This is a genomic window from Caulobacter sp. GW821-FHT11A05 (genome assembly GCF_058809015.1).
Window position 1 is genome coordinate 211948 of the sequence record NZ_JBXASF010000001.1, and the last position, 23625, is coordinate 235572.

The 23625-nt window shown below is 68.5% G+C and carries 21 protein-coding genes; 19 read left to right on the top strand and 2 right to left on the bottom strand.

Annotation, left to right across the window (positions count from 1 at the left end; translation table 11 throughout):
* Position 1: 1 nt before the first annotated feature.
* The gene (locus AC1RSK_RS00955; RefSeq protein WP_492904690.1) at positions 2-781 is read left to right on the top strand and encodes an SDR family NAD(P)-dependent oxidoreductase; all 780 of its coding nucleotides are present in this window, start codon (positions 2-4) and stop codon (positions 779-781) included.
* A 6-nt stretch (positions 782-787) separates the two neighbouring features.
* Here the strand turns inward: AC1RSK_RS00955 and AC1RSK_RS00960 are convergent, their stop codons facing one another.
* On the bottom strand, positions 788-1690 hold the full coding sequence (locus AC1RSK_RS00960; protein ID WP_492904692.1) for a LysR substrate-binding domain-containing protein: 903 nt from the start codon (positions 1688-1690) through the stop codon (positions 788-790).
* Positions 1691-1802: 112 nt separating this feature from the next.
* Here AC1RSK_RS00960 and AC1RSK_RS00965 point away from each other — a divergent pair, with 112 nt between their 5' ends.
* The 11 genes from AC1RSK_RS00965 to AC1RSK_RS01015 all read left to right on the top strand — a co-directional run bounded on the left by AC1RSK_RS00965 (position 1803) and on the right by AC1RSK_RS01015 (position 15718).
* A complete protein-coding gene (locus AC1RSK_RS00965; protein ID WP_492904694.1) occupies positions 1803-2954 on the top strand; it encodes an NADH-dependent flavin oxidoreductase in 1152 nt (383 codons plus the stop codon).
* A 97-nt stretch (positions 2955-3051) separates the two neighbouring features.
* On the top strand, positions 3052-3885 hold the full coding sequence (locus AC1RSK_RS00970) for an SDR family NAD(P)-dependent oxidoreductase (RefSeq protein WP_492904696.1): 834 nt from the start codon (positions 3052-3054) through the stop codon (positions 3883-3885).
* Positions 3886-4003: 118 nt separating this feature from the next.
* Positions 4004-5275, top strand: a complete 1272-nt coding sequence (locus AC1RSK_RS00975; protein WP_492904698.1) for an acyl-CoA dehydrogenase family protein — start codon at positions 4004-4006, stop codon at positions 5273-5275.
* Positions 5276-5285: 10 nt separating this feature from the next.
* Entirely contained in the window at positions 5286-6494 is a 1209-nt protein-coding gene (locus AC1RSK_RS00980; protein ID WP_492904700.1) for an acyl-CoA dehydrogenase family protein, read from the top strand.
* 149 nt (positions 6495-6643) lie between these two features.
* Complete coding sequence (locus AC1RSK_RS00985) at positions 6644-7822, top strand: amidohydrolase family protein (RefSeq protein WP_492904702.1); 1179 nt, start codon at positions 6644-6646, stop codon at positions 7820-7822.
* Positions 7823-7972: 150 nt separating this feature from the next.
* A complete protein-coding gene (locus tag AC1RSK_RS00990; RefSeq protein WP_492904704.1) occupies positions 7973-8716 on the top strand; it encodes an SDR family NAD(P)-dependent oxidoreductase in 744 nt (247 codons plus the stop codon).
* Positions 8713-9786, top strand: coding sequence for a phosphotransferase family protein (locus tag AC1RSK_RS00995; RefSeq protein ID WP_492904706.1), 1074 nt, complete (start codon positions 8713-8715; stop codon positions 9784-9786). Before AC1RSK_RS00990 ends, AC1RSK_RS00995 begins: the two co-directional genes overlap by 4 nt.
* A gap of 2 nt (positions 9787-9788) precedes the next feature.
* Positions 9789-10802, top strand: coding sequence for an NADP-dependent oxidoreductase (locus tag AC1RSK_RS01000; protein ID WP_492904708.1), 1014 nt, complete (start codon positions 9789-9791; stop codon positions 10800-10802).
* 84 nt (positions 10803-10886) lie between these two features.
* Positions 10887-11633 (top strand): FadR/GntR family transcriptional regulator, encoded by a 747-nt coding sequence (locus AC1RSK_RS01005; protein ID WP_492904709.1) that lies wholly within the window; start codon positions 10887-10889, stop codon positions 11631-11633.
* 327 nt (positions 11634-11960) lie between these two features.
* Positions 11961-14276, top strand: coding sequence for a TonB-dependent receptor (locus tag AC1RSK_RS01010; RefSeq protein WP_492904711.1), 2316 nt, complete (start codon positions 11961-11963; stop codon positions 14274-14276).
* Positions 14277-14458: 182 nt separating this feature from the next.
* A complete protein-coding gene (locus AC1RSK_RS01015) occupies positions 14459-15718 on the top strand; it encodes a spinster family MFS transporter (protein ID WP_492904713.1) in 1260 nt (419 codons plus the stop codon).
* Positions 15719-15721: 3 nt separating this feature from the next.
* On the opposite strand, the gene AC1RSK_RS01020 is transcribed toward AC1RSK_RS01015, so the two are convergent.
* A complete protein-coding gene (locus AC1RSK_RS01020; protein ID WP_492904715.1) occupies positions 15722-16462 on the bottom strand; it encodes a FadR/GntR family transcriptional regulator in 741 nt (246 codons plus the stop codon).
* A 271-nt stretch (positions 16463-16733) separates the two neighbouring features.
* Here AC1RSK_RS01020 and AC1RSK_RS01025 point away from each other — a divergent pair, with 271 nt between their 5' ends.
* The 7 genes from AC1RSK_RS01025 to AC1RSK_RS01055 are packed head-to-tail and all read left to right on the top strand — an operon-like array spanning position 16734 to position 23623.
* Positions 16734-18062: a CaiB/BaiF CoA transferase family protein gene (locus tag AC1RSK_RS01025; protein ID WP_492904717.1), complete on the top strand. Its 1329-nt coding sequence runs from the start codon at positions 16734-16736 to the stop codon at positions 18060-18062.
* Positions 18062-19273 carry a CaiB/BaiF CoA transferase family protein gene (locus tag AC1RSK_RS01030; RefSeq protein WP_492904718.1) on the top strand — a complete coding sequence of 404 codons (1212 nt, stop codon included), beginning with the start codon at positions 18062-18064 and terminating at the stop codon, positions 19271-19273. Before AC1RSK_RS01025 ends, AC1RSK_RS01030 begins: the two co-directional genes overlap by 1 nt.
* Positions 19273-20478: a thiolase C-terminal domain-containing protein gene (locus tag AC1RSK_RS01035; RefSeq protein WP_492904720.1), complete on the top strand. Its 1206-nt coding sequence runs from the start codon at positions 19273-19275 to the stop codon at positions 20476-20478. Before AC1RSK_RS01030 ends, AC1RSK_RS01035 begins: the two co-directional genes overlap by 1 nt.
* Positions 20478-20879, top strand: coding sequence for a Zn-ribbon domain-containing OB-fold protein (locus tag AC1RSK_RS01040; protein ID WP_492904722.1), 402 nt, complete (start codon positions 20478-20480; stop codon positions 20877-20879). The genes AC1RSK_RS01035 and AC1RSK_RS01040 overlap by 1 nt, the downstream gene beginning before the upstream one ends.
* A 14-nt stretch (positions 20880-20893) precedes the next feature.
* Positions 20894-21808, top strand: a complete 915-nt coding sequence (locus AC1RSK_RS01045; RefSeq protein ID WP_492904724.1) for a TIGR03619 family F420-dependent LLM class oxidoreductase — start codon at positions 20894-20896, stop codon at positions 21806-21808.
* Between the two features lie 12 nt (positions 21809-21820).
* Entirely contained in the window at positions 21821-22129 is a 309-nt protein-coding gene (locus AC1RSK_RS01050) for a hypothetical protein (RefSeq protein WP_492904726.1), read from the top strand.
* 3 nt (positions 22130-22132) lie between these two features.
* On the top strand, positions 22133-23623 hold the full coding sequence (locus tag AC1RSK_RS01055; protein ID WP_492904728.1) for a class I adenylate-forming enzyme family protein: 1491 nt from the start codon (positions 22133-22135) through the stop codon (positions 23621-23623).
* Positions 23624-23625: the final 2 nt, after the last annotated feature.

Below are 23625 nucleotides of genomic sequence, written 5' to 3' on the forward strand. Positions count from 1 at the left end.
GATGGCCACGCCTGGCGAGTTCGCGGGCCGGGTCGTGCTGGTCACCGGCGCCGGCTCGCCGGCCGGCATCGGCGCGGCCACGGCGAGGCTGTTCGCCGAGAAGGGCGCCGCCGTCGCCCTGGCCGACCGCGACCTGGCGGCGGCGCAGGGGTCGGCCGAGGCCATTGTCGCTGCCGGCGGCCTCGCTCGCGCCTACGGTCTGGACGTCACCGATCCTGATCAGGTCGAGCACACCCTGTTGGCCGTCGAGGCCGAGCTCGGCCCCGTCGATGTGCTGGTCAACAACGCCGGCATCGGCGAGCGGACCGGCTTTCTCGACCTTACCCTTGAGGCTTGGCGCCAGGTGATGGACATCAACCTGACCGGCGCCTTCCTCTGCGCCCAGGCCGTGGCCCGGCGGATGGTCGCCCGCCAGAGCGGTGGGTCCATCGTCAGCGTCGCCTCGGTGGCCGGCCTGACCGCCGTGCCGAACCGCGCCGCCTACATCGCCTCCAAGCACGGCCTGGTCGGCCTGACCCGGGCCTTGGCGCTGGACCTCGGCGAGCACCGCATCCGGGTCAACGCCGTCGCCCCCGGCTCGGTGGAGACGCCGCTCACCGCCGGCCTGCTGGCCAGGCCCGGAGCCCGCGAGGCCACGGCCAGACGCCACCCGCTCGGCCGCCATGGCCAGCCGGACGAGATCGCGGGCGCTATCGTCTTTCTGGCGTCGGACGCGGCCGGTTTCATCACCGGCGCCTGCCTGCCGGTCGACGGCGGTTTCCTGTCCGGCAAGTCGATCTGACGCGCGTCAGCGCGGCGAGCCGCGATATCGCAGGGCTTCGATCAGGGCCGCGAGGCCCGGCGGCGTCTGCCGGCGACTGGGGTGATAAAGGTAGTAGCCGGGGAGCAGCGCACACCAGTCGTCCAGGACCCGGACCAGCCGACCGGCGCTGATATCCTCAGCGGCGTCGTCCTCGTACAGATAGGCCAGGCCCAGCCCGGCAATGGCGGCCTGCCGCATGAGGTCGCTGTCATTGAAGATCAGCGGCCCCTGCACCCGATACTGGAACGGTCGGCCATCTTCCTCGAACTCCCAGGCGTAGAGCCCGCCGGTCTTCACCAGCCGATATACGATGCAGGTATGCGCCGCGAGGTCCTCCGGCGACTGTGGCGGCGGGTGTTTGGCGAAATAGGCCGGCGCCCCGACCACCGCGCGGCGCATGTCCGGCCCGATCCGGACCGCGATCATGTCCTGCTCGACGATGTTCCCAAACCGGATGCCGGCGTCGAAGCGGCCGGCGACGATGTCCGTCAGATTGTCATCGACGATCGCTTCGACGGTGACATGGGGGTGCGCAGCCAGGAACCCCGGCAGGACGGGCATGAGCCTCGCCGTGAAGGCGTTCTTGGTGGCGGTCAGCCGAACGGCGCCGGCCGCCGAACTGCCGAGCGCGCCGACCTTCGCGAGACCGAAACCGATGTCTTCCAAGGCGGGGCGCAATGATCGCAGCAGCGTTTCGCCGGCCTCGGTGGTCGAGACCGATCGGGTCGTGCGCGAGAGCAGCCTGACCTTGAGACGATCCTCGAGATTCCTCATCGCCTGGCTGAGCGCGGGCTGTGACATGCCAAGCCTTGCCGCGGCGCGGGTGAAGCTCGCTTCCTCGGCGACCACGGCGAAGGCGGCCAGATCATTCAGGTCATCGCGGCGCATTTATCCATCCACCTTATAAGGTCGGTTCAACATACCCCTCTAAATCTATGAAAGCCAAAAGCCTACCTTGCTGGCTGAAGCCGCCCGACGGCGCCAGCGAGAGACTTTAGCTATGGACCGCCTGTTCGAACCCCTGGCCCTCATCGAGGGCGTCACCCTGCGCAATCGCGTCGTCATGGCTCCGATGACGACCTGGGCGGCCAACGACGACGCCACCGTGTCCGATGACGAGATCGCCTACTATCGGCGACGCGCCCAGGGAGTCGGCCTGGTGATCACCGGCTGTGCGCATGTCAGTCCGAACGGCGTCGGATTTACCGGCGAGTTTGGCGCCAGCCATGACCGATTCATCCCTGGCCTCCGCCGTCTGGCGCATGCGGCCAAGAGCGGGGGAGCGACAGCGATCCTGCAGATATTCCACGCCGGCAGTCGCGCGCCCGCCGAACTGGTTCCGGGCGGCGACATCGTCAGCGCCAGTGACGGTCCCGGCGAGCCAAGCCCGTTCGCTCTCTGCGACGTTCCGGCCCGCGCCCTGACCGAGCCGGAAATTCTGGCGATCATCGCCGACTTCGGCGCCGCGACCCGCCGTGCCATTGAGGCGGGGTTCGACGGTGTCGAACTCCATGGAGCCCACGATTTTCTGATCCAGAACTTCTTCTCGCCGCTCCATAACCGGCGCAACGACCGCTGGGGCGGTTCGCTCGAAAACCGGCTGCGTTTTCCCCTGGCGGTCATCCAGGAAGTACGGCGGGTGATCGCCGCCTGCGCAGACCGCCCCTTCGTCCTGGGCTACCGCCTTTCGCCCGAGGAGCCGAGAGACGGGGGCTTGCGGATCGGCGACGCCTACGACCTGATCGACAACATCATCCATGCGGGCGTCGACTACATCCACGCTTCGCTCTTCAGCGTCCTGGAAAGCAGGCCGATCGGCGAGGCCGGCGAGGCCACGATCGCGCAGCGGATCGTGAGGCATGTCGCCGGCCGGGCTCCGGTTGTCGCCGCTGGCCAGTTGCGTACCCCGGCTCAGGCGTCGGCCGCGCTCGCCGGCGGGCTGTCGCTGGTCGCCGTCGGCCAGGGCCTGATCATGAATCCCGACTGGGTGCGGCTTGCCCAAACCGGCCAGGTTGAACGGGTATCCACGACTCTGGATGCTTCCGAGGTCGCCGGCCTGGCGATCCCCGAAAAGCTCTGGGCGATCATCGACGCCACGACGGGCTGGTTCTCGGTGACCCGCTCGCCGGCGCGCGCCGAAGCGGTGGGCTGACGGTCCACCGGCGGCGCTGGCCGCCTGCATGCGAGCCGCGGCGACCAGCGTGAGGCGCGGCCCTTCCACATTGAAACAAGCGACAAAGGAAGATGAGATGAGCAAGGTTTGGTTTGTCACCGGCGCCGGAAGCGGCATCGGCGCGGGCGTCGTCACGGCGGCGCTGAAGGCCGGCGATCGGGTGGTCGCCACGGGGCGGGACCTCGAGAAGCTGCACCGCGCCCATGGTGACGCCGATGCCGAGGCCGTCGCCTTCGTCCAGCTGGATGTCGCCGACCCGGCCCAGGCCCAGGCGGCCGTTGAGGCGGCGGTGGCGCGCTTCGGGCGCATCGACGTCCTGGTGAACAACGCCGGCTACAGCATTCTGGGCAAGTTCGAGGAGATAACCAACGCCGACCTGGAACGGCAGTTCGCCACGAACTTCTACGGCGTCGCGCATCTGATGCGCGCCGTTCTGCCCGTCATGCGCAGGCAGCGTTCGGGTCACATCTTCAACATCAGTTCCGTGGCGGGCGTGGTCGGCATGAAGCATTGCTCGGCCTATGGGGCCAGCAAGTTCGCGGTCGAAGGCCTGTCGCTGGCGGTCGCCGACGAGGTCGCCCCCTTCGGTATCCATGTGACCATCGTCGAGCCCGGCTTCTTCCGCACCGACTTCCTGGCGCCAGGCAACGTGCGTTGGGCCAGTCATGCGATTGACGACTATGCCGACCAGGGCAACGCCAAGGCGAGCCTGGAATACCATGGCTCGCAGCCGGGCGATCCGAGCAAACTTGGCCAGGTGCTCGTCAAGATCGCCGCCATGCGGGAGCCGCTGAAACTCTATCTGGCTGGCAGCGACGCCGTCGCGATGGTGGCGCCGGCCGTTGAGGCGCGGCTACGGGCGATCCGGGACAATGAGGCCCTATCGGCTTCCACCGATGGCGTGGGCTAGCCACCGAGCGAAGTGCGGGTCAGCGTGCGATTTCGCTAGATCATGATGACAATCATGATAAATATCTCGGCCAACGATCCGTCGCGTGGAAGCGGCGACCACGGCAGGGAGCCCGGGCATGAATTTCGAACACAGCGATGAGACCAAGTTCTGGGTGGGCAAGGTCCAGGCCTTCCTGGACGAGCACATCTATCCCAACGACGCCCTCTACCATGAGCAGGAGTCCACCGGGGACCGCTGGAAGGCGGTGCCGATCGTCGACGAGCTGAAGGAGAAGGCCAAGGCCGCCGGCCTGTGGAACTTCTTCATGCCGCCGCACAGCGGCCAGACCCACGTCGACGACAGCTTCCACTTCGAGGGCGTGCAGCTCAGCAACCTGACCTTCGCCGCCATCGCCGAGCAGCTGGGCAAGATCGGCTGGTCCAGCGAGGTGTTCAACTGCGCCGCGCCCGACACCGGCAACATGGAAGTGCTGATGCGCTACGGCACCCTGGAGCAGAAGGAAAAGTGGCTGCGGCCGCTGATGAACGGCGACATTCGCAGCGCCTTCTTGATGACCGAGCCGGCGGTGGCCAGCTCCGACGCCTCCAACATCCAGACCAGCATCGTCCGCGACGGCGACGACTATGTGATCAACGGCCGCAAGTGGTGGTCCTCGGGCGTCGGCCATCCGCGCTGCGACGTCTACATCCTGATGGGCAAGACCGATCCGGAGGCCAAGACCTACGGCCAGCAGTCGATGCTGCTGGTCCCGGCCAACACCCCCGGCATCACCATCGAGCGGATGCTGCCGGTGTTCGGCTACGACCACGCCAGCCACGGCGGCCACGGCCAGGTGCTGCTGGAAAACGTCCGGGTGCCGGTCAAGGACGCCCTGCTGCTGGGCGAAGGCCGCGGTTTCGAGATCGCCCAGGGCCGCCTCGGTCCGGGCCGCATCCACCACTGCATGCGCATCATCGGCTGCGCCGAGAAGGCGCTGGAGATGATGTGCCGCCGCCTGCTCAGCCGTCGGGCCTTCGGCAAGCAGCTGTCGGAGCATTCGATCTGGGAGCAGCGCATCGCCGAGGCCCGCATCGACATCGAGATGTGCCGCCTGCTGTGCCTGAAGGCCGCCTCGATGATGGACATCGCCGGCAACAAGTCGGCGCGCGGCGAGATCGCCATGATCAAGGTCGCCGCCCCGCGCATCGCCTGCAAGATCATCGACGACGCCATCCAGGCCCACGGCGGGGCCGGGGTGACGACCGACTTCGGTCTGGCCGAGCTCTACGCCAACAACCGCATCCACCGCCTGACCGACGGCCCCGACGAGGTCCACGCCCGCACCGTGGCGCGGATGGAGCTCGGTCGTTACGCCCCCGCGCCCGCCGCCCGCGTCGCGGCCGAGTAGGGAGGCGACCGTGGCCCTGGACCTGTCGCCGGCCGATCTCGCCTTCCGGGACGAGGTGCGGGCCTTTCTGGCCGAGAAGCTGACCCCCGATCTGGCGGCCGCCGCCGGCCGCCAGGCCGGGGTGTTCGCCGACGGCGAGCTCAGCCGCCGCTGGCACCGCACCCTCTACGAGCGCGGCTGGGTCGCCCCGGCCTGGCCCAAGGAGTACGGCGGGCCGGGCTGGACGCCGCTGCAGCGCTTCATGTTCGACGACGAATGCGCCCGGGCCGGCGCGCCGCAGATCCCGGTCATGGGACTGCAGATGTGCGGCCCGGTGATCATGCGTTACGGCACCGACGAGCAGAAGGCCTTCTTCCTGCCCCGCATGCTGTCGGGCGAGCACTACTGGTGTCAGGGCTATTCGGAGCCGCAGTCGGGCTCGGACCTGGCCTCGCTGCAGACCCGCGCGGTGCGGGACGGCGACGACTATGTGGTCAACGGCACCAAGATCTGGACCACCCACGCCCAGCACGCCAACTGGATGTTCCTGCTGGTCCGCACCGCCACCGAGGGCAAACCGCAGGCCGGCATCAGCTTCCTGCTGACCCCGATGGACGCCCCCGGCATCAGCGTGCGGCCGATCATCAGCATCTCGGGCGAGCATGAGGTCAACCAGGTCTTCTTCGACGAACTGCGCATCCCGGTCGCCAATCGCCTCGGCGAAGAGAACGCCGGCTGGACGGTGGCCAAGCATCTGCTGGAATTCGAGCGCGGGGCCGGCGCCGCCGCCAGCCGGCTGCGCCGGATGGTCGACCACGCCCGGTCCATCGCCCGCAAGGAACTGGGCGGCGAGGGCTCCAGCGTCTGGGACGAAGACGCCGCCTTCCGCGCCCGGCTCGGGGCCCTGGAAATCGAGATCGCCGGCCTGGCCCATGCCGAGGCCCAGGCCGCCGCGACGCTGTCGGCCGGCGGCGACATCGGGCCCACCGCTTCGCTCCTGAAGCTGCAGGCCTCGACCCTGCAGCAGCGGGCCACCGAACTGGCGATGGAGGCGCTCGGCCCCTACGGCGTCGCCGACCAGCGGGGGGGCCTCGGCTATGGCGCCAACGAGCCGCCGGTCGGGCCGGAGTACGCCGTCACGCCGACCGCCAAGTATCTGAACACCCGGGCCGCGACCATCTACGGCGGCTCCAGCGAGGTTCAGCGCAACATCCTGGCGCGCACCGTTCTGGGCCTCTGATTTTTTCCGGCGAGGGGCCGCGAATAGGCGTTGCAATGAATAGTAATCATCATCATAATTAGCTCAACGATCAAAGCCCGGTCCAAGGCGCAAGCGCTTTGCGGGCCAACAACAGGGCGGCCTTTCAAGGGTCGACGGAGGAGACGGACGTGAACGCTATCGTCAAAGAATTCAAAGTCATCGACACCGACACCCACGTCATCGAACCCTACGATCTGTGGACGTCGCGCATCTCCACCAAGAAGTACGGCGACAAGGTTCCCCACGTGAAGTGGGATCCCAACATGAACGAGGACGCCTGGTTCTTCGGCGGCGACCGCACCGGCGCCGCGGCCGGCGCCGCCATGGCCGGCTGGCACGAATACCCGCCCAAGCGCCCGCAGCGCCTGGAGCAGGTCGACCCGGCCCTCTACCAGAACACCGCCCGCCTCAAGAAGATGGACGAGTACGGCATCTGGGCCCAGGTCCTGTACCCCAACGTCGCCGGCTTCGGGGCCGGCAAGTACCTGGCGCTGGGCGACCAGGAGCTGATGCTGGCCTGCGTGACGGCCTACAACGACTGGCTGACCGAGTGGTGCAGCGTCGCCCCCAACCGCTTCATCGCCCAATGCGCCCTGCCGTTCTGGGACCTGAAGGCGACGATCAAGGAAATGACCCGCTGCGCCCGCATGGGGCACAAGGGCGTGGTCATGTGCGCCGAGCCGGAGACCTTCGGCCTGCCCAAGCTGACCGATCCGCAGTGGGATCCGCTGTGGGCCGCCGCTCAGGAGCTGGGTCTGCCGATCAACTTCCACGTCGGCACCGGCGACATGTGGTACTTCGACATGATGCATGAGAGCGTGAAGCCCCATGCCTCCTTCGCCTCGATGGGCGCCCTGTTCTCGCTCGACCTGGCCCAGACCATCTCGCAGTTGACCTGCGGCGGCGTCTGCCACCGCTTCCCCAACCTCAACTTCGTGGTCGTCGAGAGCGGCGTGGGCTGGATTCCCTACCTGCTGGCCAGCCTCGACTACCAGTGGCTCAACTGCGGGGCCCACAAGGAGAACCCCGAGTACAAGCTGCTGCCCAGCGAGTTCTTCAAGCGCCAGATCTACGGCTCCTTCTGGTTCGAGAAGCCGACCCTGAAGCTGGCCATCGACGTGCTCGGCGCCGACAACATCCTCTACGAAACCGACTTCCCGCACCCGACCAGCATGAGCCCGGGCCCGGCCACTTCGGCCCAGCACCCGGCCGTCTACATGGAAGAAGTGTTCACCGGCGTGGCCCGCTCGGACATCGAGAAGATCGTCCACGGCAACGCCAAGCGCATCTACCACCTCGAAGACTAGTCACCCCAGTTCCGCTCATCCCGGCGCAAGCCGGGACCCAGCCGCCTGAGCGCAGGCGGTTCAGGACGAAACTCTGATCCGCGTGGATGAATCTGGGTCCCGGCATTCGCCGGGATGAGCGGATCAGGGGGCAAACTCAGGGGAAACGGTTTGACCGATTACTTCGACATGACCGGCAAGGTCGTCCTGGTCACCGGCGGCAGCCGGGGGCTGGGCTATGAGATGGCCAAGGCCTTCGCCCACCAGGGCGCGGACCTGATCATCGCCAGCCGCAAGCTGGAGACCTGTGAAGAGGTCGCCACCGAGATCCGCGGCCTCGGCCGCCGGGCCCTGGCGATCGGCGCTCATGTCGGCCAATGGGACGCCCTGCCGGCCCTGGTCGAGCAGGCCTACGACGAATTCGGCAAGGTCGATGTGCTGGTCAACAACGCCGGCATCGCCCCGACCTCGCCGCGCTCCAGCGACATGACCGAAGAGCTGTTCGACAAGACGGTGGGGGTCAACTTCAAGGGGCCCTTCCGGCTCTCGGCCCTGGTCGGCGATCGGATGGTCGCGGCCGGCTCCGGCTCGATCATCAACGTCAGCAGCACGGCGGCGGTGAACCCCGGCGCGGCCTATCCGGTCTACGCCGGCGCCAAGTCGGCGCTGAACGTCATGACCCAGTGCCACGCTGTCGAGTTCGGCCCCAAGGTGCGGGTCAACGCCATCATGTGCGGTCCGTTCTGGACCGACATCGCCAAGTCCTGGCGCGAGGAGCTGGACAAGACCTCCAAGTCGGCGGCGCGCCGCATCGGCCGCGCCGAGGAGATCGCCACCACCGCCCTGTATCTCGCCAGCGACCGCTCCAGCTACACGACCGGGACCGTCATCCGCCTCGACGGCGGTGACTTTTGAGCGCCCGGGGCAAGTACCTCGGCGCCGTGGTCGAGATGCGGCCGCAGCATGCGCTCGACGTCGAGCGGCTGGCGGCCTGGCTGTCGGGAACGGTGGCCGGCTTCAAGGGTCCGCTGTCGGTGCGCCAGTTCGAGGGCGGCCAGTCCAACCCGACCTATCTCCTGGAAACGCCCGACCGGAAGTACGTCCTGCGCCGCAAGCCGCCGGGCCCGCTGCTGCCCAGCGCCCATGCCGTCGACCGCGAGTTCCGGGTGCTCAGCGCCCTGGGCGGGGCCGGCTTCCCGGTTCCCGAGGCCCTGGTGCTCTGCGAGGACAACGACGTCATCGGCTCGATGTTCTACGTCATGGCCCATGTCGAGGGCCGCATCTTCCTCGACTGCGCCATGCCCGACCTGTCCAGGGAAGACCGCGCGGCGGCCTATGACTCGGCCAACGAAACCCTGGCCCGGCTGCACAGCCTCGACCATGTGGCGCTCGGCCTTGGCGACTATGGCCGGCCGGGCAACTACTTCTCCCGCCAGATCGGCCGCTGGTCCAAACAGTACGAGGCCTCCCGCACCGCCGACATTCCGGAGATGGACCGGCTGATGGCTTGGCTGCCGGCCGCTACGCCGGCCGACGAGACCAGCACCCTGATCCATGGCGACTACAGCTTCCACAACCTGCTGTTCCATCCCACCGAGCCGCGGGTGGTGGGCGTTCTGGACTGGGAGCTGTCGACCACCGGCCATCCGCTCGGCGACCTCTTTTACCACGGCATGGAATGGTACCGGCCGGGCGGCAGTGACGCGCGTGGGACGCTGAAGGGCGCCGACCTGGCGGCCCTGGGCATCCCCGACCTCGACGCCTATGTCGCCCGCTACTGCGAGCGGGCCGGCCGGCCGGTTCCCGAGAACCCCGGCTTCTACCGCGCCTACAACCTGTTCCGCGTCGCCGCCATCATCCAGGGCATCGCCGGCCGGGCCCGGGACGGCGCCGCCGCCACCAGCGACGCCGCCGCCCAGGCTGACCGCGTCGCCCCCATCGCCCAGGCCGCCTGGGCCGAGGCGCAAGCCGCCGGAGCCCTCTGACCATGATCCTTCGCCAATGGACCCTGGCCGACCGGCCGCTCGGCCGGCAACTGGCCGAGACCGACTTCGCCCTCGAGACCGCCCCGGCCCCGCAGCCGGCCGAGGGGGAGGTCGCCTTCCGCACCGACTGGCTGAGCTTCGACCCGGCCCAGAAGAGCTGGATGGAAAACATCGCCGGCTATGTCGACGCCATGCAGATCGGCGAGGTCATGCGCGGCTCCGGCGTCGGCACGGTGATCGAATCCCGCCATCCGGACTTCGCGACCGGCGACGTGGTCTACGGCCCGCTCGGCTGGCGTGAGGCCGGCGCTCTGCCCGGCGCTCAGCTCAAGAAGGTTCCGGACGGCGTGCCGCCGACCGCCGCGCTGGGTGTGATCGGCACCACGGGGCTGACCGCCTATCTGGCCTTCATCGAGGTCGGCAAGCCCAAGCCCGGCGACACCGTGGTCATCTCGGCGGCGGCCGGGGCCACCGGCTCCATCGTCGGCCAGATCGCCAAGCTGGCTGGCTGCCGCGTGGTCGGCATCGCCGGCGGGGCCGACAAATGCGCCTGGCTGGTCGAGGAACTCGGCTTCGACGCCGCCATCGACTATCGCAGCGAACGGGTCAAATCGCGCCTGCGCGAACTCTGCCCCGGCGGCATCGACGTGATGTTCGACAACGTCGGCGGCGACATCCTCGACGACTGCCTGGCCCGCATCGCGCCGGGCGCCCGGGTGGTCATCTGCGGGGCCATCTCGCGCTACAACTTCGATCCCCGCGACCCCAGCCAGATGCCGGCCGGGCCGCGCAACTATTTCAACGTCGTCTTCACCGGGGCCACCATCCAGGGCTTCCTGCTGCCCAAGTACGAGGCCCTGATCCCGGCCGCCGAGAAGCGGTTGGCGCAGTGGGTGCGCAGCGGCGCCCTGCGCTACAAGGAAGACGTCCAGACCGGCTTCGAGAACGCGCCCCTGACCCTGATGCGGCTGTTCGAGGGGCGCAATTTCGGCAAACAGCTGCTGCGCCTGGCCTGATCCCGCCAAGGAAGGATTGCTCTTCGCCGGTGAATCCCTGACGATGATCGCATTGATGTGGATCGATTATCGGAGACCGCCGACGTGGCTAGGCGAAACCAAGACGACGGGCGCCCCGTCCGGCGCAACCTGAAGACGGCCGAGATCGTCGCGCTCGATATTGTCCGCGACATCGTCGACCAGGACCTGGGACCCGGTGACCGCCTGCCGCACGAGCCGGAGATGCTGGTCAAATACCGGGTCAGCCGCTCGTCCCTGCGCGAGGCCCTGCGCCTGCTGGAGACCCAGGGCCTGATCGCCATCCGGCCCGGCGCCGGGGCGGGAACGGTGGTCGGCGAGCCGGCGCCGAGCAACCTCGGCCGCACCATGACCCTGTATTTCCACATGGCGGCGGTCAACTACGACGACCTGCTCGACGCCTGGATGCGCACCGAGCCGTTGCTGGCCGAGATGGCGGCGCAGAACCCCGACCGCGAGCGCGTCCGAGCGATGCTGGAACCCTACCTGCCGGCCGAGGAGCGGGCGATCCGCACCGACATCCCTTCGGGCCTGGCCTTCCACGACGCGGTCGGCGAGCTGTCGGGCAACCGCACCCTGGCCTTCACCTTCCGTTCGATCGGCTTCATCGTGTCCGACCATGTGCTGATGATGAAGGACCGCGACGGGCTGGAGGACTTCATCGTCCACGACCACATCGAACTGGCCCGGGCCATCATCGATGGCGACGCGACCCTGGCTCGCACCCTGATGGCCGACCACGTCCGCCATGTGGTCGAGGATTTCCGCGCCTTCTGGCCGCGGCGCGTGGGGCAGCGTGTAACCTGGCGTTGATGGTTGCGGTACCATTCGCGTCCCGCAGAACCGATAGTTGCGACGGCTCCCGGAGCCGAAAAATACGTCGATCATGATCATAAAAATGTCGTCCGGCGAGTGCCCGGCGCGTTGACAATGATGGAGATCATCATCATGATCTTTTCCAAGAACAAGATATAAGAACTTGGAGGAGACAAAGCGCATGGTCGACATCCGCTAAGCATTTCAAGCCCTTGGGGGCTACGCCCCCTTGTCTCACCTGGTGCGCGTGACGTGCGCCGGGCGCGCTTTGCTGCGTCCGGCGTCAGAACAATAATCCATAAGGGAGGGGTAAGAATGTCTATCATGAACCGTAAACGCGGCATGCTCTGTGGCGGGGCGCTGGTCGCCTTGATGGTTGCCGGGCAAGCCCAGGCGGCCGAACCGGCGCCGGCCCCGGCGGAAGGCGAGGTGACCGAGGTCATCATCACCGCAACCCGCAGGGCCGAGGCCCTGCAGGACGTTCCTCTGGCCGTCACCGCCCTGAGCGGAGAGCGGGTGGAGCAGGAGCGGATCCAGAACTTCACCGACATTCCCGCCTTGGTCCCGGGCGCGACGTTTGTCAGCACCAAGGGTCCCAGCACCGCCAACATTCAAATCCGCGGCCAGCAGACCACCAACGACTCGCCCCACCTGGAGCTTCCGGTGGCGGTGTTCATGGACGATGTCTACTACGGCACCCTGGCCTCGTTCAGCGCCGACTTCTTCGACATCGACCAACTGGCCATCCTGCGCGGCCCGCAGGGCACAACCTTCGGCCGCAACGTGGTCGGCGGGGCCTTGCAGATCACCAGCAAGCGGCCGCAGATCGGTGTCACCGACGGCGAGGTCAACCTCGGCCTGTCGAAGTATGACACTGCCCGCGACGGCGGCTTCGAGGCCCGCGGCTATGTCAACGCCGCCGTCTCCGACACCGTCGCCGCGCGGCTGGCCTTCAGCCTCAAGGACATCGGCGGCTACAGCCAGAACCGCACCACCGGCACCTATCTGAACGACCAGAACAGCTGGGCCCTGCGCCCCTCGCTGCGCTTCCAGCCGAACGAAGACCTCGACATCCTGCTGCAGGGCTACGTCTTCCATGAGGACCAGTACCCCAGCGGCTACAAGTCGGTCGGTCAGGGCGGCGTCGTGGCGGCCAACAATGCGGCTGCGGACAATCCCTGGGACGTCTTCCACAATGACGACGGCGAGTACCGGCGGGATATCTACCTGCTGCAGGGCCGGGTCGACTACCAGACGCCGATCGGCGAACTGACCTCGATCACCAGCTATCGGAACCTCGACTCCTACTATGCCGACGACGGGGACTCCTCGCCGCTGCCGATGAGCCTCAACAGCCTCAACCAGAGCCGCGAGTTCCAGTTCAGCCAGGAATTCCGCCTGACCTCGCCGAGCGACCAGAAGTTCCGCTACGTTGTCGGCGGCTATTACAGCTTCGAGAACATCTACAAGCTGATCCATTTCGAGTTCAACGGCACGGTGCCGGGCAGCCGCCTGGGCGCTATGCACTGCCTCTCGCCGGCCTCGGCCGGATACATCGGCTGCCCGGTGGCTCCGGCCCTCTACGGCCCGACCAACTACGGTCCGCTGTTCATCCAAGACGTCTTCGGCTCGTCGCATGTTAAGAGCTACGCCGTCTTCGCCGAAGCCGAGTACGACTTCACCGACACCCTGACCCTGACCGTCGGCGGTCGCTACACCATCCTCGACAAGGCCGGCTACACCGCTCACAACGGCTTCTCGCTGTTCTACGGCGCCGCGTTCACGCCGGCCGCGAAGTTCGAGGAGACCTGGGACGCCTTCACCCCCCGGGTGATCCTCGACTGGCGCCCGACCGACGACCTGATGTTCTACGGCAGCTACTCGACCGGCTTCAAAGGCGGCGGCTGGTCGCTGACCAGCACCAGCAAGGCCAAGGCGGTGATCCCGCTCGATCCCGAAGACAGCACCAGCTACGAGATCGGCGCCAAGACCCAGTTCTTCGATAAGCGCGTGACCGTCAACATCGCGCTCTATCGGGCCGATACCGAGAACCTTCAGGTCCGCTCGCTGGAAAGCGGCGTGCTGACCGACACCAATGCCGGCGTTCTGCGTGTCCAAGGGGTCGAACTCGAAGCCTCGGCGACGCCGATCGATGGCCTGACCCTGGGCGTCAACTACGCCTACACCGACGCCTTCTACAAGGAGTTCAAGGGCTGCGCCGCTGGCGGGGTCGACTGTACGGGCAACGCCGCGCCGTTCGTCCCGGAACACGACATCACCGTCTACGGCTCCTACGGTTTCGACCTGGCGGGCGGCTCGCGCGTCACCCTCAAGGCCGACGCCAAATGGGCCAGTGAGTTCCCGGTCGGGCCGCTCGCCAACCAGCCCCGGGTCGAGGGGCTGACCGGCAAGAAGGGCATCCTCAACGCCGCGTTGCTGTGGGAGTCGCCGGATGACCTCTGGGCCGTCCAGCTGTGGGGCAAGAACCTGACCAACGAATGGAGCTACACGGCCGCGGCCAACTACTTCTTCTACTTCCTGACCCAGGCGGAGTTCGTCGGCGGGGCCCGGGAAGTGGACCGCGGCTCGATCAACCCGCCGCGCCAGGTCGGCATCACCCTGACGCGGAAGTTCAACTGACAGCAAGGCAGGGCGGCGGGCCGGGGAACCGGCCCGCCGCCTCGTCTCGAAAGGGCCTTGCGTACCGGGGCCGGTGAGAGTGGGTTTGCAACATGTCCGTCTTCGCCAAGGCCGATCGCGCCAATCAAGCCCTCGGGGGGGCTGACCAGCCCGTCAGCCGACAGGCTTGGATCGGGCTGTCGATGCTGTTCCTGGTCGCGCTGTTCAACTACATCGACCGCTCGATCATCTCGATCCTGCAGGTGCCGCTGAAGACCGACCTGAACCTGTCGGACACCCAGATGGGGGCCCTGACCGGCCTGTCCTTCGCCCTGCTCTACACGACCATGGCCCTGCCCGTGGCGCGGCTGGCCGACACGGTGAACCGCAAGCGGCTGATCGCGGCGGCCCTGGCCATCTGGAGCGCGGCGACGGCCTGCTGCGGCCTGGCCAACAACTTCGCCACCCTGGTCGCCTTCCGCATGGGCGTGGCCTTCGGCGAGGCCGGCTGCGTGCCGGCCAGCCATTCGATGATCGCCGACTATTTCCCGGTCAAGCAACGCGGCACGGCCCTGGCCCTCTGGGGCCTGTCGTCGCCGCTCGGCATCATGCTGGGGTTCGGAGCCGGCGGCTGGCTGGTCACGGCGATGAGCTGGCGCGAAGCCTTCCTGATCTTCGGGATCGCCGGCCTGGTCCTGGCTCCCTTCATCCTGCTCGTCCGCGAGCCCAAGCGCGGCCAGTTCGACCAGCATGTCGCCGCCGCCGAAGAGAGCGCCGAAAGCGCCGTCGCCGCCCAGGAGGCCCTGGACGCCAGGGTGCCGCTGCGGGCGGCGCTGGCCACGCTCTGGAACAGCAAGGCCTTCCGCTATCTGGCGCTGGCCGGCGCCACCCATGCCTTTGTCCAGTTCACAGCCCACAACTGGAACGCCCCCTTCTATGTCCGGGTGCATCAGATGCCGATCGGCCAGGTCGCCTTCTACCTGGCCGTGGCGTTCGGCCTGGCGGGGGCGGTGGGCCAGTTCGCCGGCGGCATGCTCATCGACCGGCTCGGCCGCAAGGACAAGCGCTGGTACATGTGGGTGCCGGCCCTGGCCTCCCTGCTGCTGGCCCCGGTCAGCCTGGCCCAGTATTTCGCGCCGTCCGCCCAGGTTTCGATGGCCATCGGCCTGGTGGCGGCGGTCCTGATCCAGGCCTATTTCGCCCCCATCGTCGCGACGGCGCAGTTGCTCGTGCTGCCGAGGATGCGGGCCTTCACCTCAGCCATGCTGGTGCTGATCGTCAACATCCTGGGCCTGGGCTTCGGGCCGCTGATCACCGGCGCGATCAGCGATTTGCTGACCCCGACCTTCGGACAGGAAGCGCTGCGCTACGCCATGTCCTCGACGCTGTTCATGGCCGTGATCGCCGGCCTGCTGTTCGCCCGCTCGGCCCACCACCTGCGCAAGGAGCTGGCGGTCCAGTAAGGTCTAGCGCCACTGCACCTTTTCGCCGACCCGGCGCGGCCAATAGGCCTTGAAGTCCTCGACGATATGTTCGCAGTGCGCCGCCATCAGCTTGCGGGCCAGTTGGCCCTTGCCCTCGGTGATGGCGATGGCCAGGGCCCGGTGGTCGTCTACGATCCGGTCCTCCAGCTCGCTGCGCGGGGCGGTGTTGAGGATGTGCTCGGCGACGATGAAGCCGACGGCCTGGAACTGCAGGCTCAGCACCCGGTTGCCGGCCAGGTCGGCGACCACGTCGTGGAAGTTCAGGCCGGCCGGGATCGACCGCATCTCGCCATGGCAGCTGTCGGCGCCCTCCATGAAGGGCTCCATCGCCGCCTTGACCTTGGCCCGGTCCGGATTGCGCGCCGCCAGCTCGGCCAGCAGGGGATCCACCAGGATCCAGGCGTCCAGGAGTTCGCTGTAGGTGACCCCCGACATGTGCAGATAGAGGGTCAGGGTGCGGGCGAAGTTGCCCGGCAGCACCCGGCCAACCACCGTGCCCGAGCCAGGCCCCGGCCGGATGGCGATCAGGCCCTGGACCTCCAGCAGCCGCAGCGCCTCGCGCAGCGACGAGCGGCTGACCCGGTACTGCACGAGCATCTCGGCTTCGAGCGGCAGCCGGTCGCCGGCCTTCAACCCCTGGTCGACGATGTCGCGCACGATATCCAGCGCTACCAGCTCCGAGGTCTTCAGGGTGCGCCGGGCGAAGTCCCCGGACCAGGTCATCCGCCCGTCGACTCCACCGCTGTCGTTCTGTCGTCGCGTACGCCGTTCGGCCATGGCCGGAAATGCCCTTGTTCTGTCCTGAGGCGAGTCCGCCCGCCTCTACCCTTAATCAAGGAAACGTACCCGGAATTCAATGACGCAGGTCAAAGCCGCGATTGACATGTGGAGGGGCGAGTTCATAATCATGATTATAAGAGACATGCTCACGCGGCGACTCGTCGAACCGGGATGAGCGGGCATTGGAGGAGCCCCCGGACGGGGGAATTTGAGGTTGTCCAGCAGCACCGAGACCCTGCGCCGGCCGCATGCCGCGCCCTATCCCGATCCGCGCCGCCGGCCCGGCGAGCGCAAAGGACCCCTGACTGGGGTGCGGGTGGCCGACTTCTGCTGGATGGGGGTGGGCGCCTGCGCCACCCGGCTGCTGGCCGACTTCGGGGCCCAGGTGGTTCGGATCGAGGACCGCAACCGCCTCGACATGCCGCGCCGCCTGCCGATCTACAAGGGCGAGGTCCGCTCCTACGGCGAGGAGGAGGCCAACCCCGATCCTAACAAAGGCGGCCTGTTCAACAACTACAACCGCAACAAGCTGGGCGTGACCATCAACATGCGGGATGCGCGGGGCAAGGCCCTGGCCGACCGTCTGATCAGCGCCTCCAGCGTCGTCACCGAGAACTTCGCCCCGGGCGTCATGGAACGCTGGGGGCTGACCTATGAGCGGCTGTCGGCCCTGTCGCCGAACGTCATCTACGCCCGGATGAGCGGCTTCGGCCACAGTGGTCCGCATGCGGAGCATCGCAGCTACGGCCCGGTCGTCCAGGCGGTCAGCGGCCTCTCCCACGTCAGCGGCCTGCCCGGCGAGGAGCCCTCCGGCTGGGGGCTGTCCTACATGGACAACGAGGCGGCCTTCTTCAACGCCGCCGCCCTGATGATGGCCATCTACAACCGCAACGCCACCGGCCTGGGCTCGGAGATCGACGTCTCGGCGGTCGAGGCTGGCATCAACCTGCTCGGCCCGCTGCTGCTCGACGTGGCCGTCAACGGCCGAGGGACCCGGGGTCCCGATTTTCCGCTGGGCAACCGGCTGGAGCACCCCAACGCCGCCCCGCACGGGGTCTATCCCTGCCTCGGCGACGACCGCTGGATCGCCGTCGCCGTCTTCGACGATACCGAGTGGCGGGCTCTGGCCCAGATCATCGACGCCTCCTGGACCGCCGACCCGGCCTTCGCCACGCAGGCCGATCGCTTCGCCAACCAGGACGCGCTGGACGCCCAGATGGCAGCCTGGACCAAAGGCCAGGACCGCTTCGTCCTCATGCACCGGCTGCAGGCCGCTGGCGTGCGGGCCGGCGCTGTTCAGACGGCGGAGGATCTCAACGAGACCGACCCCCACATCGCCCATCGCGGCGTCTTCTTCGAGATGGACCACCCGGTGATCGGCGAGGCCCGCTTCGAGGGCACGCCGATCCAGTTCTCCTCCATCGTCCAGGACAATTGGCGCTCGGCGCCGCTGCTCGGCGAGGACAACGCCTACGTCTTCCACGACCTGCTCGGCCTCTCCGAGGACGAGGTTGAAACCCTGACCAACGAAGGGGTGCTGTGATGGACGCCCAGCTGACCGTCTCCGCGCCGCCGCCGTTTACCGGCCTGCGCGTCGTCGAACTCTCCGAGGACCCGGCCGGGGACTACGCCGGCCGGCTGCTGGCCGAGATGGGGGCCAGGGTGATCAAGCTGGAGCCGCCCGGCGGCTCGCCGGCCCGCGCCGTCGGCCCCTTTGCGGGCGAGGCCGGCCCTGAGACCAGCCTCAACTTCCGCTTCTACAACACCGGCAAGCAGAGCCTGGTCGTCGACCTGACGACAGCGGGCGGCATGACCCGGCTGCGCGACCTCTGCCGCGGCGCCGACGTCTTCATCTCGACCCTGCAGCCGGCAGCGCTCAAGGCCATCGGCCTGGACCTGGAGGCGCTCAGCGCCGCCAACCCCAAGCTCATCGTGCTGTCGGTGACCGCCTTTGGCCTCACCGGCCCCTGGGCCGACTACAAGTCCAGTGACCTGATCGCCCTGGCCGCTGGCGGGCCGCTGATCAGCTGCGGCTACGACGACCATTCCATCCCGCCGATCCGGCCGGGCGGCAACCAGGGCTACCACACCGCCGCCAGCTTCGCGCACATCGGCGTCATGCTGGCCCTGCTGCACCGCCAGCAGACCGGCGAGGGCCAGCTGGTCGATGTCTCGATGCACGAGGCCTGCGCCGTCAACATCGAGCTGGCCAACCCCTACTGGTTCTATCCGAAGGTCAACGTCAAACGGCAGACCTGCCGCCATGCCCAGCCCTCGCCCACCCAGTCAGCCCTGTTCCGCTGCTCCGATGACCGCTTCGTCTACTTCGCCCTGATCCTGTCGGACCCCAAGGCCTGGAACGCCCTGGTCGCCTGGATGGAAGAGAAGGGCATGGCCGCCGACCTCGCCGACCCGGCCTACCAGGACCTCGGATACCGCCAGGCCCAGTTCCCCGAGATCCAGTCGCTGGTCGAGTGCTTCTTCCTGATCCAGGAGGCGCATCAGGCCTATCACGAAGGCCAGGATCGCGGCCTGCCGATCGGGGTGCTCAACGCGCCCGAGGACCTGTTCGACGACGAACACCTTAAGGCCCGCGGCTTCTTCGTCGAGGTCGAAGAGGCCGACGGTTCGACGGCCCTCTACCCCGGCGCCGCCTACCTCTTCTCCGCCTTCGACCCGGTCCCGCGCGTCCGCGCCCCGGCTCTCGATGAACATGCCGGCGACCTGCTGGCCGAGCTGGAAGGAGCCGCCTGATGAGCGCTCTCGACGACGACATGGCCTTCGCCGGCCGTGACAAGACCGCCGTGGTCGGCATCGGCCAGACCGAGTTCAGCCGCGACTCCGGCCGCAGCGTCCTGTCGCTGGCCACGGAAGCGGCCCTGAAGGCCATCGCCGACGCGGGCCTCGAGGTCTCCGACATCGAGGGCATCGTCCGCTGCGGCGACGACGTGGTCACCCCCCACACCCTGGCCGCCTCGCTGGGCGCCCGGAACCTGACCTACTGGGCCGACACCGGGCCGGGCGGGGTGGCCCCCTGCATGATGATGGGCCTGGCCATGGGCGCGGTGCTGTCGGGACAGGCCAAGGCCGTGCTCTGCTTCCGCTCGCTGAACGGCCGCTCGGAAGCGCGGCTGGGCGGTTCGGGCCGGGCGGGCAACAACGTCTCCGGCGGCCAGGGGACCAATGACGAGTTCTACGTCCCCTACGGCCTGATGACCGCTGGCCAGACCTTCGCGCTGATGACCCAGCGCCACATGATCGAATACGGCACCACGGCCGAGCAGCTGGCCGCCGTCGCCATGACCTGCCGCGACCACGCCCAGCTGACGCCCCACGCCATGATGCGTGGCAAGCCGATGAGCCTGGACGACTACATGGGCGCCCGGATGATCTCGACGCCGCTGCGGCTGTTCGACTTCTGCCTGGAGTCCGACGGGGCCTGCGCCGTGGTCATCACCTCGGCCGAGCGGGCCAAGGACCTGCCGAGGCCCCCGGTGCTGATCCGCGCCGTGGCCGGCGGCGCCCCGCGCGACCACCGCACCGGCATGATGTTCCCGGTCGTCACCCGTGACGACATGACCGACCTGGGCGGCCGCCGGGCCGGTGAGCGGCTGTGGAACCGGGCCGGCGTCAGCCCTTCCGAGGTCGACATCGCCCAGCTCTACGACTGCTTCACCATCAGCGTCATCCTGCAGCTGGAGGCCTACGGCTTCTGCGCCAAGGGCGAGGGCGGTCCCTTCGCCGCCAGCGGGGCCATCGGCCGGACCGGCAGCCTGCCGATCAACACCGGCGGCGGCCACCTGTCGGAGGGCTACGTCCACGGCATGAACCACATCGTCCAGGCGGTGCGTCAGCTGCGCGGCGAGGCCGACATGCAGATCCCGGACGCCGAGCTTTGCCTCTGCACCGGCGGCCCGCTGCCGGTCGGTTCCAGCGTCCTGTTCCGGAAGGCGGCGTGATGGATCGGATCCTCCCCAACGTCCACGACCGCGAAACCAGCGGCTTCTTCGAAGCGGCGGCGCAGGGCCGGCTGGCCTATCGCGCCTGTGATGATTGCCAGCACGCCTTGCATCCGCCCACGGCCCATTGTCCACACTGCGGCGGCTGGAACACCGCCTGGCGCACCGCGACGGGCAAGGGCCGGCTGCATGCCTGGACCACCGTCGCCCACCAGATCCACCCGGCCTTCCCGGCCCCCTACACGGTGGTGGTGGTCGAGCTGGAGGAGACGCCGGAGGTCCGGCTGATGGGTCATCTGGAGGGGGCTCCCGAGCTGACGCCGGGCCAGCCCATGGAGGTCTGGTTCGAGAAACTGGCCGAGGACGTCACCCTGCCGCAGTGGCGGCCGGCAAGCGCTTGAGAGGAAACGACAGCATGGCCAGCCTCACGCCGAAGATCGGCATCACCACCTACAACTACCCGCCCCAGGAACTGATCAACCTGGCCCGCACCGCCGAGCGGCTGGGCTTCGAGGGCCTGTGGTTCGGTGAGCACTACGTCATCCCCGGCGCTTACGGCAGCAAGCATCCCGGCATCGCCAGCGACGTCGAGCACAAGGAGGATGACATCCTCTCGCCGAGCGTACGGCTCTACGATCCCTGGTTCACCCTGGGGGCCATCGCCGGGGCGACCACCACCCTCAAGCTCGGCACCGCCATCTGCATCGTGCCGATGATCCATCCGCTGCTGCTGGCCCGGGCCACGGCCACGGCCCACGACGTCTCCGGCGGTCGCTTCCGCCTCGGCATGGGCGCGGGCTGGCTGAAGGAGGAGTTCGAGGCGCTCGGCGTGCCGTTCGAGGAGCGCGGCAGCCGGCTGGACGAAGCCATCGCCGTCCTGCGCAAGGCCTGGGAAGGCGGCTTCTTCGAGCACCAGGGCAAGTCCTTCCAGTTCGGCCCCCTGCAGATCACCCCCCACGCCACCCCGGTGCCGCTGGTCTGCGGCGGCAACACCGGCCCGGCCCTGCGCCGCGTGGTGCGGGTGGCCGACGCCTGGATGAACTCGGCCATGGTGCCGCTGGAAGAGGCCCTGCGCCTGCGCGACACCATCGAGCAGGGCCGGGCCGAGGCCGGCAAGACCGGCGATCCCCTGACCTACTACCTGCGCCCGCCCGAGGCGACGCCCGAGCAGGTCGCCGCCTTCGCCGCCGAGGGCTTCGACAACATCGTCCTCTGGGGCCCCCACGTCTGGCCGCAGTCCCCCGACATCCCGCTGGAGGTCAAGGTCGAGGGCCTGACCCGCCTGGCCCGCGAGCTCGGCGTCGCGCCGGCCGCCCAGGTCGCGGCCTAAGGAGCCATCGCAATGAACCTCACCCCCGGCTCGCGCTGGAAAAGCGCCGTCTGTGACACCCAGGCCGTCGTCGTCCGCCCGCCCTCGGCCCCCGCTTCGCTGGAATGCGGCGGCCAGCCCATGGTCGCCTTCAACGGTGAGGCCCCGGCCGGCCTGTCGGTCGATCCCGCCCATGCGACGGGCAGCCTGCTCGGCAAGCGCTACCTCGACGAGGAGACGGGCCTCGAAGCCCTCTGCTCCAAAAGCGGCGCCGGCTCCCTGTCGGTCGACGGCCGACCCCTGACCATCAAGGAAGCCAAGAAGCTTCCGTCCTCGGACTAGGCCATGCACACCGCCCTCCTGCTCGACATGGCCGCCGGCGCCTTCCCCGACCGTCTCGCGCTCGGGTCGCTGGCCGATGGCGTCAGCTATGAGGAACTCGCCCTGCGGTCCCGCGCCGGCGCCGCCTGGCTAGATGGCCTGGGTCAAGGCAGCATCGTCTTCCTCGGCCTCAACGGCCCGACCCTGCCGACGGCGGTCTTCGCCGCCGGCCTGCTGGCCAGGCCCTTCGCCCCGCTCAACTACCGCCTCTCAGACGAGGAGCTGCGCAAGCTGCTGGCCCGCACGGCCCCGTCGGTGGCCATCGTCGACGCCGACATGCTGCCCCGCGTCGCCGGCACGCCCGGCGTCGTCATCGTCACCCGCGAGCAGTTCGACACGGCCTGTCTCGATGAGGCCAACCGCGCCGCCGACCTCGTCGAGGGCGATCCCGACATCGCCGTCCTGCTGTTCACCAGCGGCACCACCGGCGAGCCCAAGGCCGCCGTCCTGCGCCACCGCCACCTGACCTCCTACGTCATCTCCACCGTCGAGTTCATGGGCGCCGACGAGGAAGAGGCGGCCCTGGTCAGCGTGCCGCCCTATCACATCGCCGGGGTCTCGGCGGTGCTGACCGGCGTCTATGGCGGCCGCCGCGTCGTCCACCTGCCGGCCTTCACGCCCGAGGTCTGGGTCGAGGCCGCCGCCGCCGAGAAGATCACCCATGCCATGGTGGTGCCGACCATGCTTGGCCGGGTCCTCGACCTGCTGCAGGCCAAGGGCGAGACCCTGCCGCACCTGCGGGCCCTGTCCTACGGCGGCGGGCGGATGCCGCAGCCGGTCATCGAGCGGGCCCTGGCCCTGCTGCCGCATGTCGATTTCGTCAACGCCTATGGCCTGACCGAAACCAGCTCGACCATCGCCGTGCTCGGCCCCGACGACCACCGCCTGGCCATCGCGTCCGACGACGAGGCGGTCCGCCGCCGTCTGGGCTCGGTCGGCCGGCCGCTGGCCAGTCTGGAACTGGAGATCCGCGGCCCCAACGGCGAACAGGTGCCGGCCGGCGCTTCCGGCGAGGTCTGGGTGCGCGGCGAGCAGATCTCCGGCGAATACCTCGGCCGCAAGCTGATCCGCGACGACGGCTGGTTCCCCACCAACGACAGCGGCTGGCTGGACGAGGCCGGCTACCTGTTCGTCGAGGGCCGGCTCGACGACGTCATCGTCCGGGGCGGCGAGAACATCTCCCCCGGCGAGATCGAGGACGTGCTGCGCGCCCACCCGGCCGTGCGCGACGTCGCCGTCATCGGCCTGCCCGACCTGCAGTGGGGCGAGCGGGTGGCGGCGGTGGTGGTCGCCGATGCACCCGCCGACCAGCTGGCCGACTGGGTGCGCCAGCGGCTGCGCTCGACCAAGACCCCCGAGGCCTTCTTCTTCCGCGAGGCCCTGCCTTACAACGAGACCGGCAAGCTGCTGCGCCGCGCCCTGCGCGCGGAGCTGGCGGAACCGGAGGCGGCCTGATC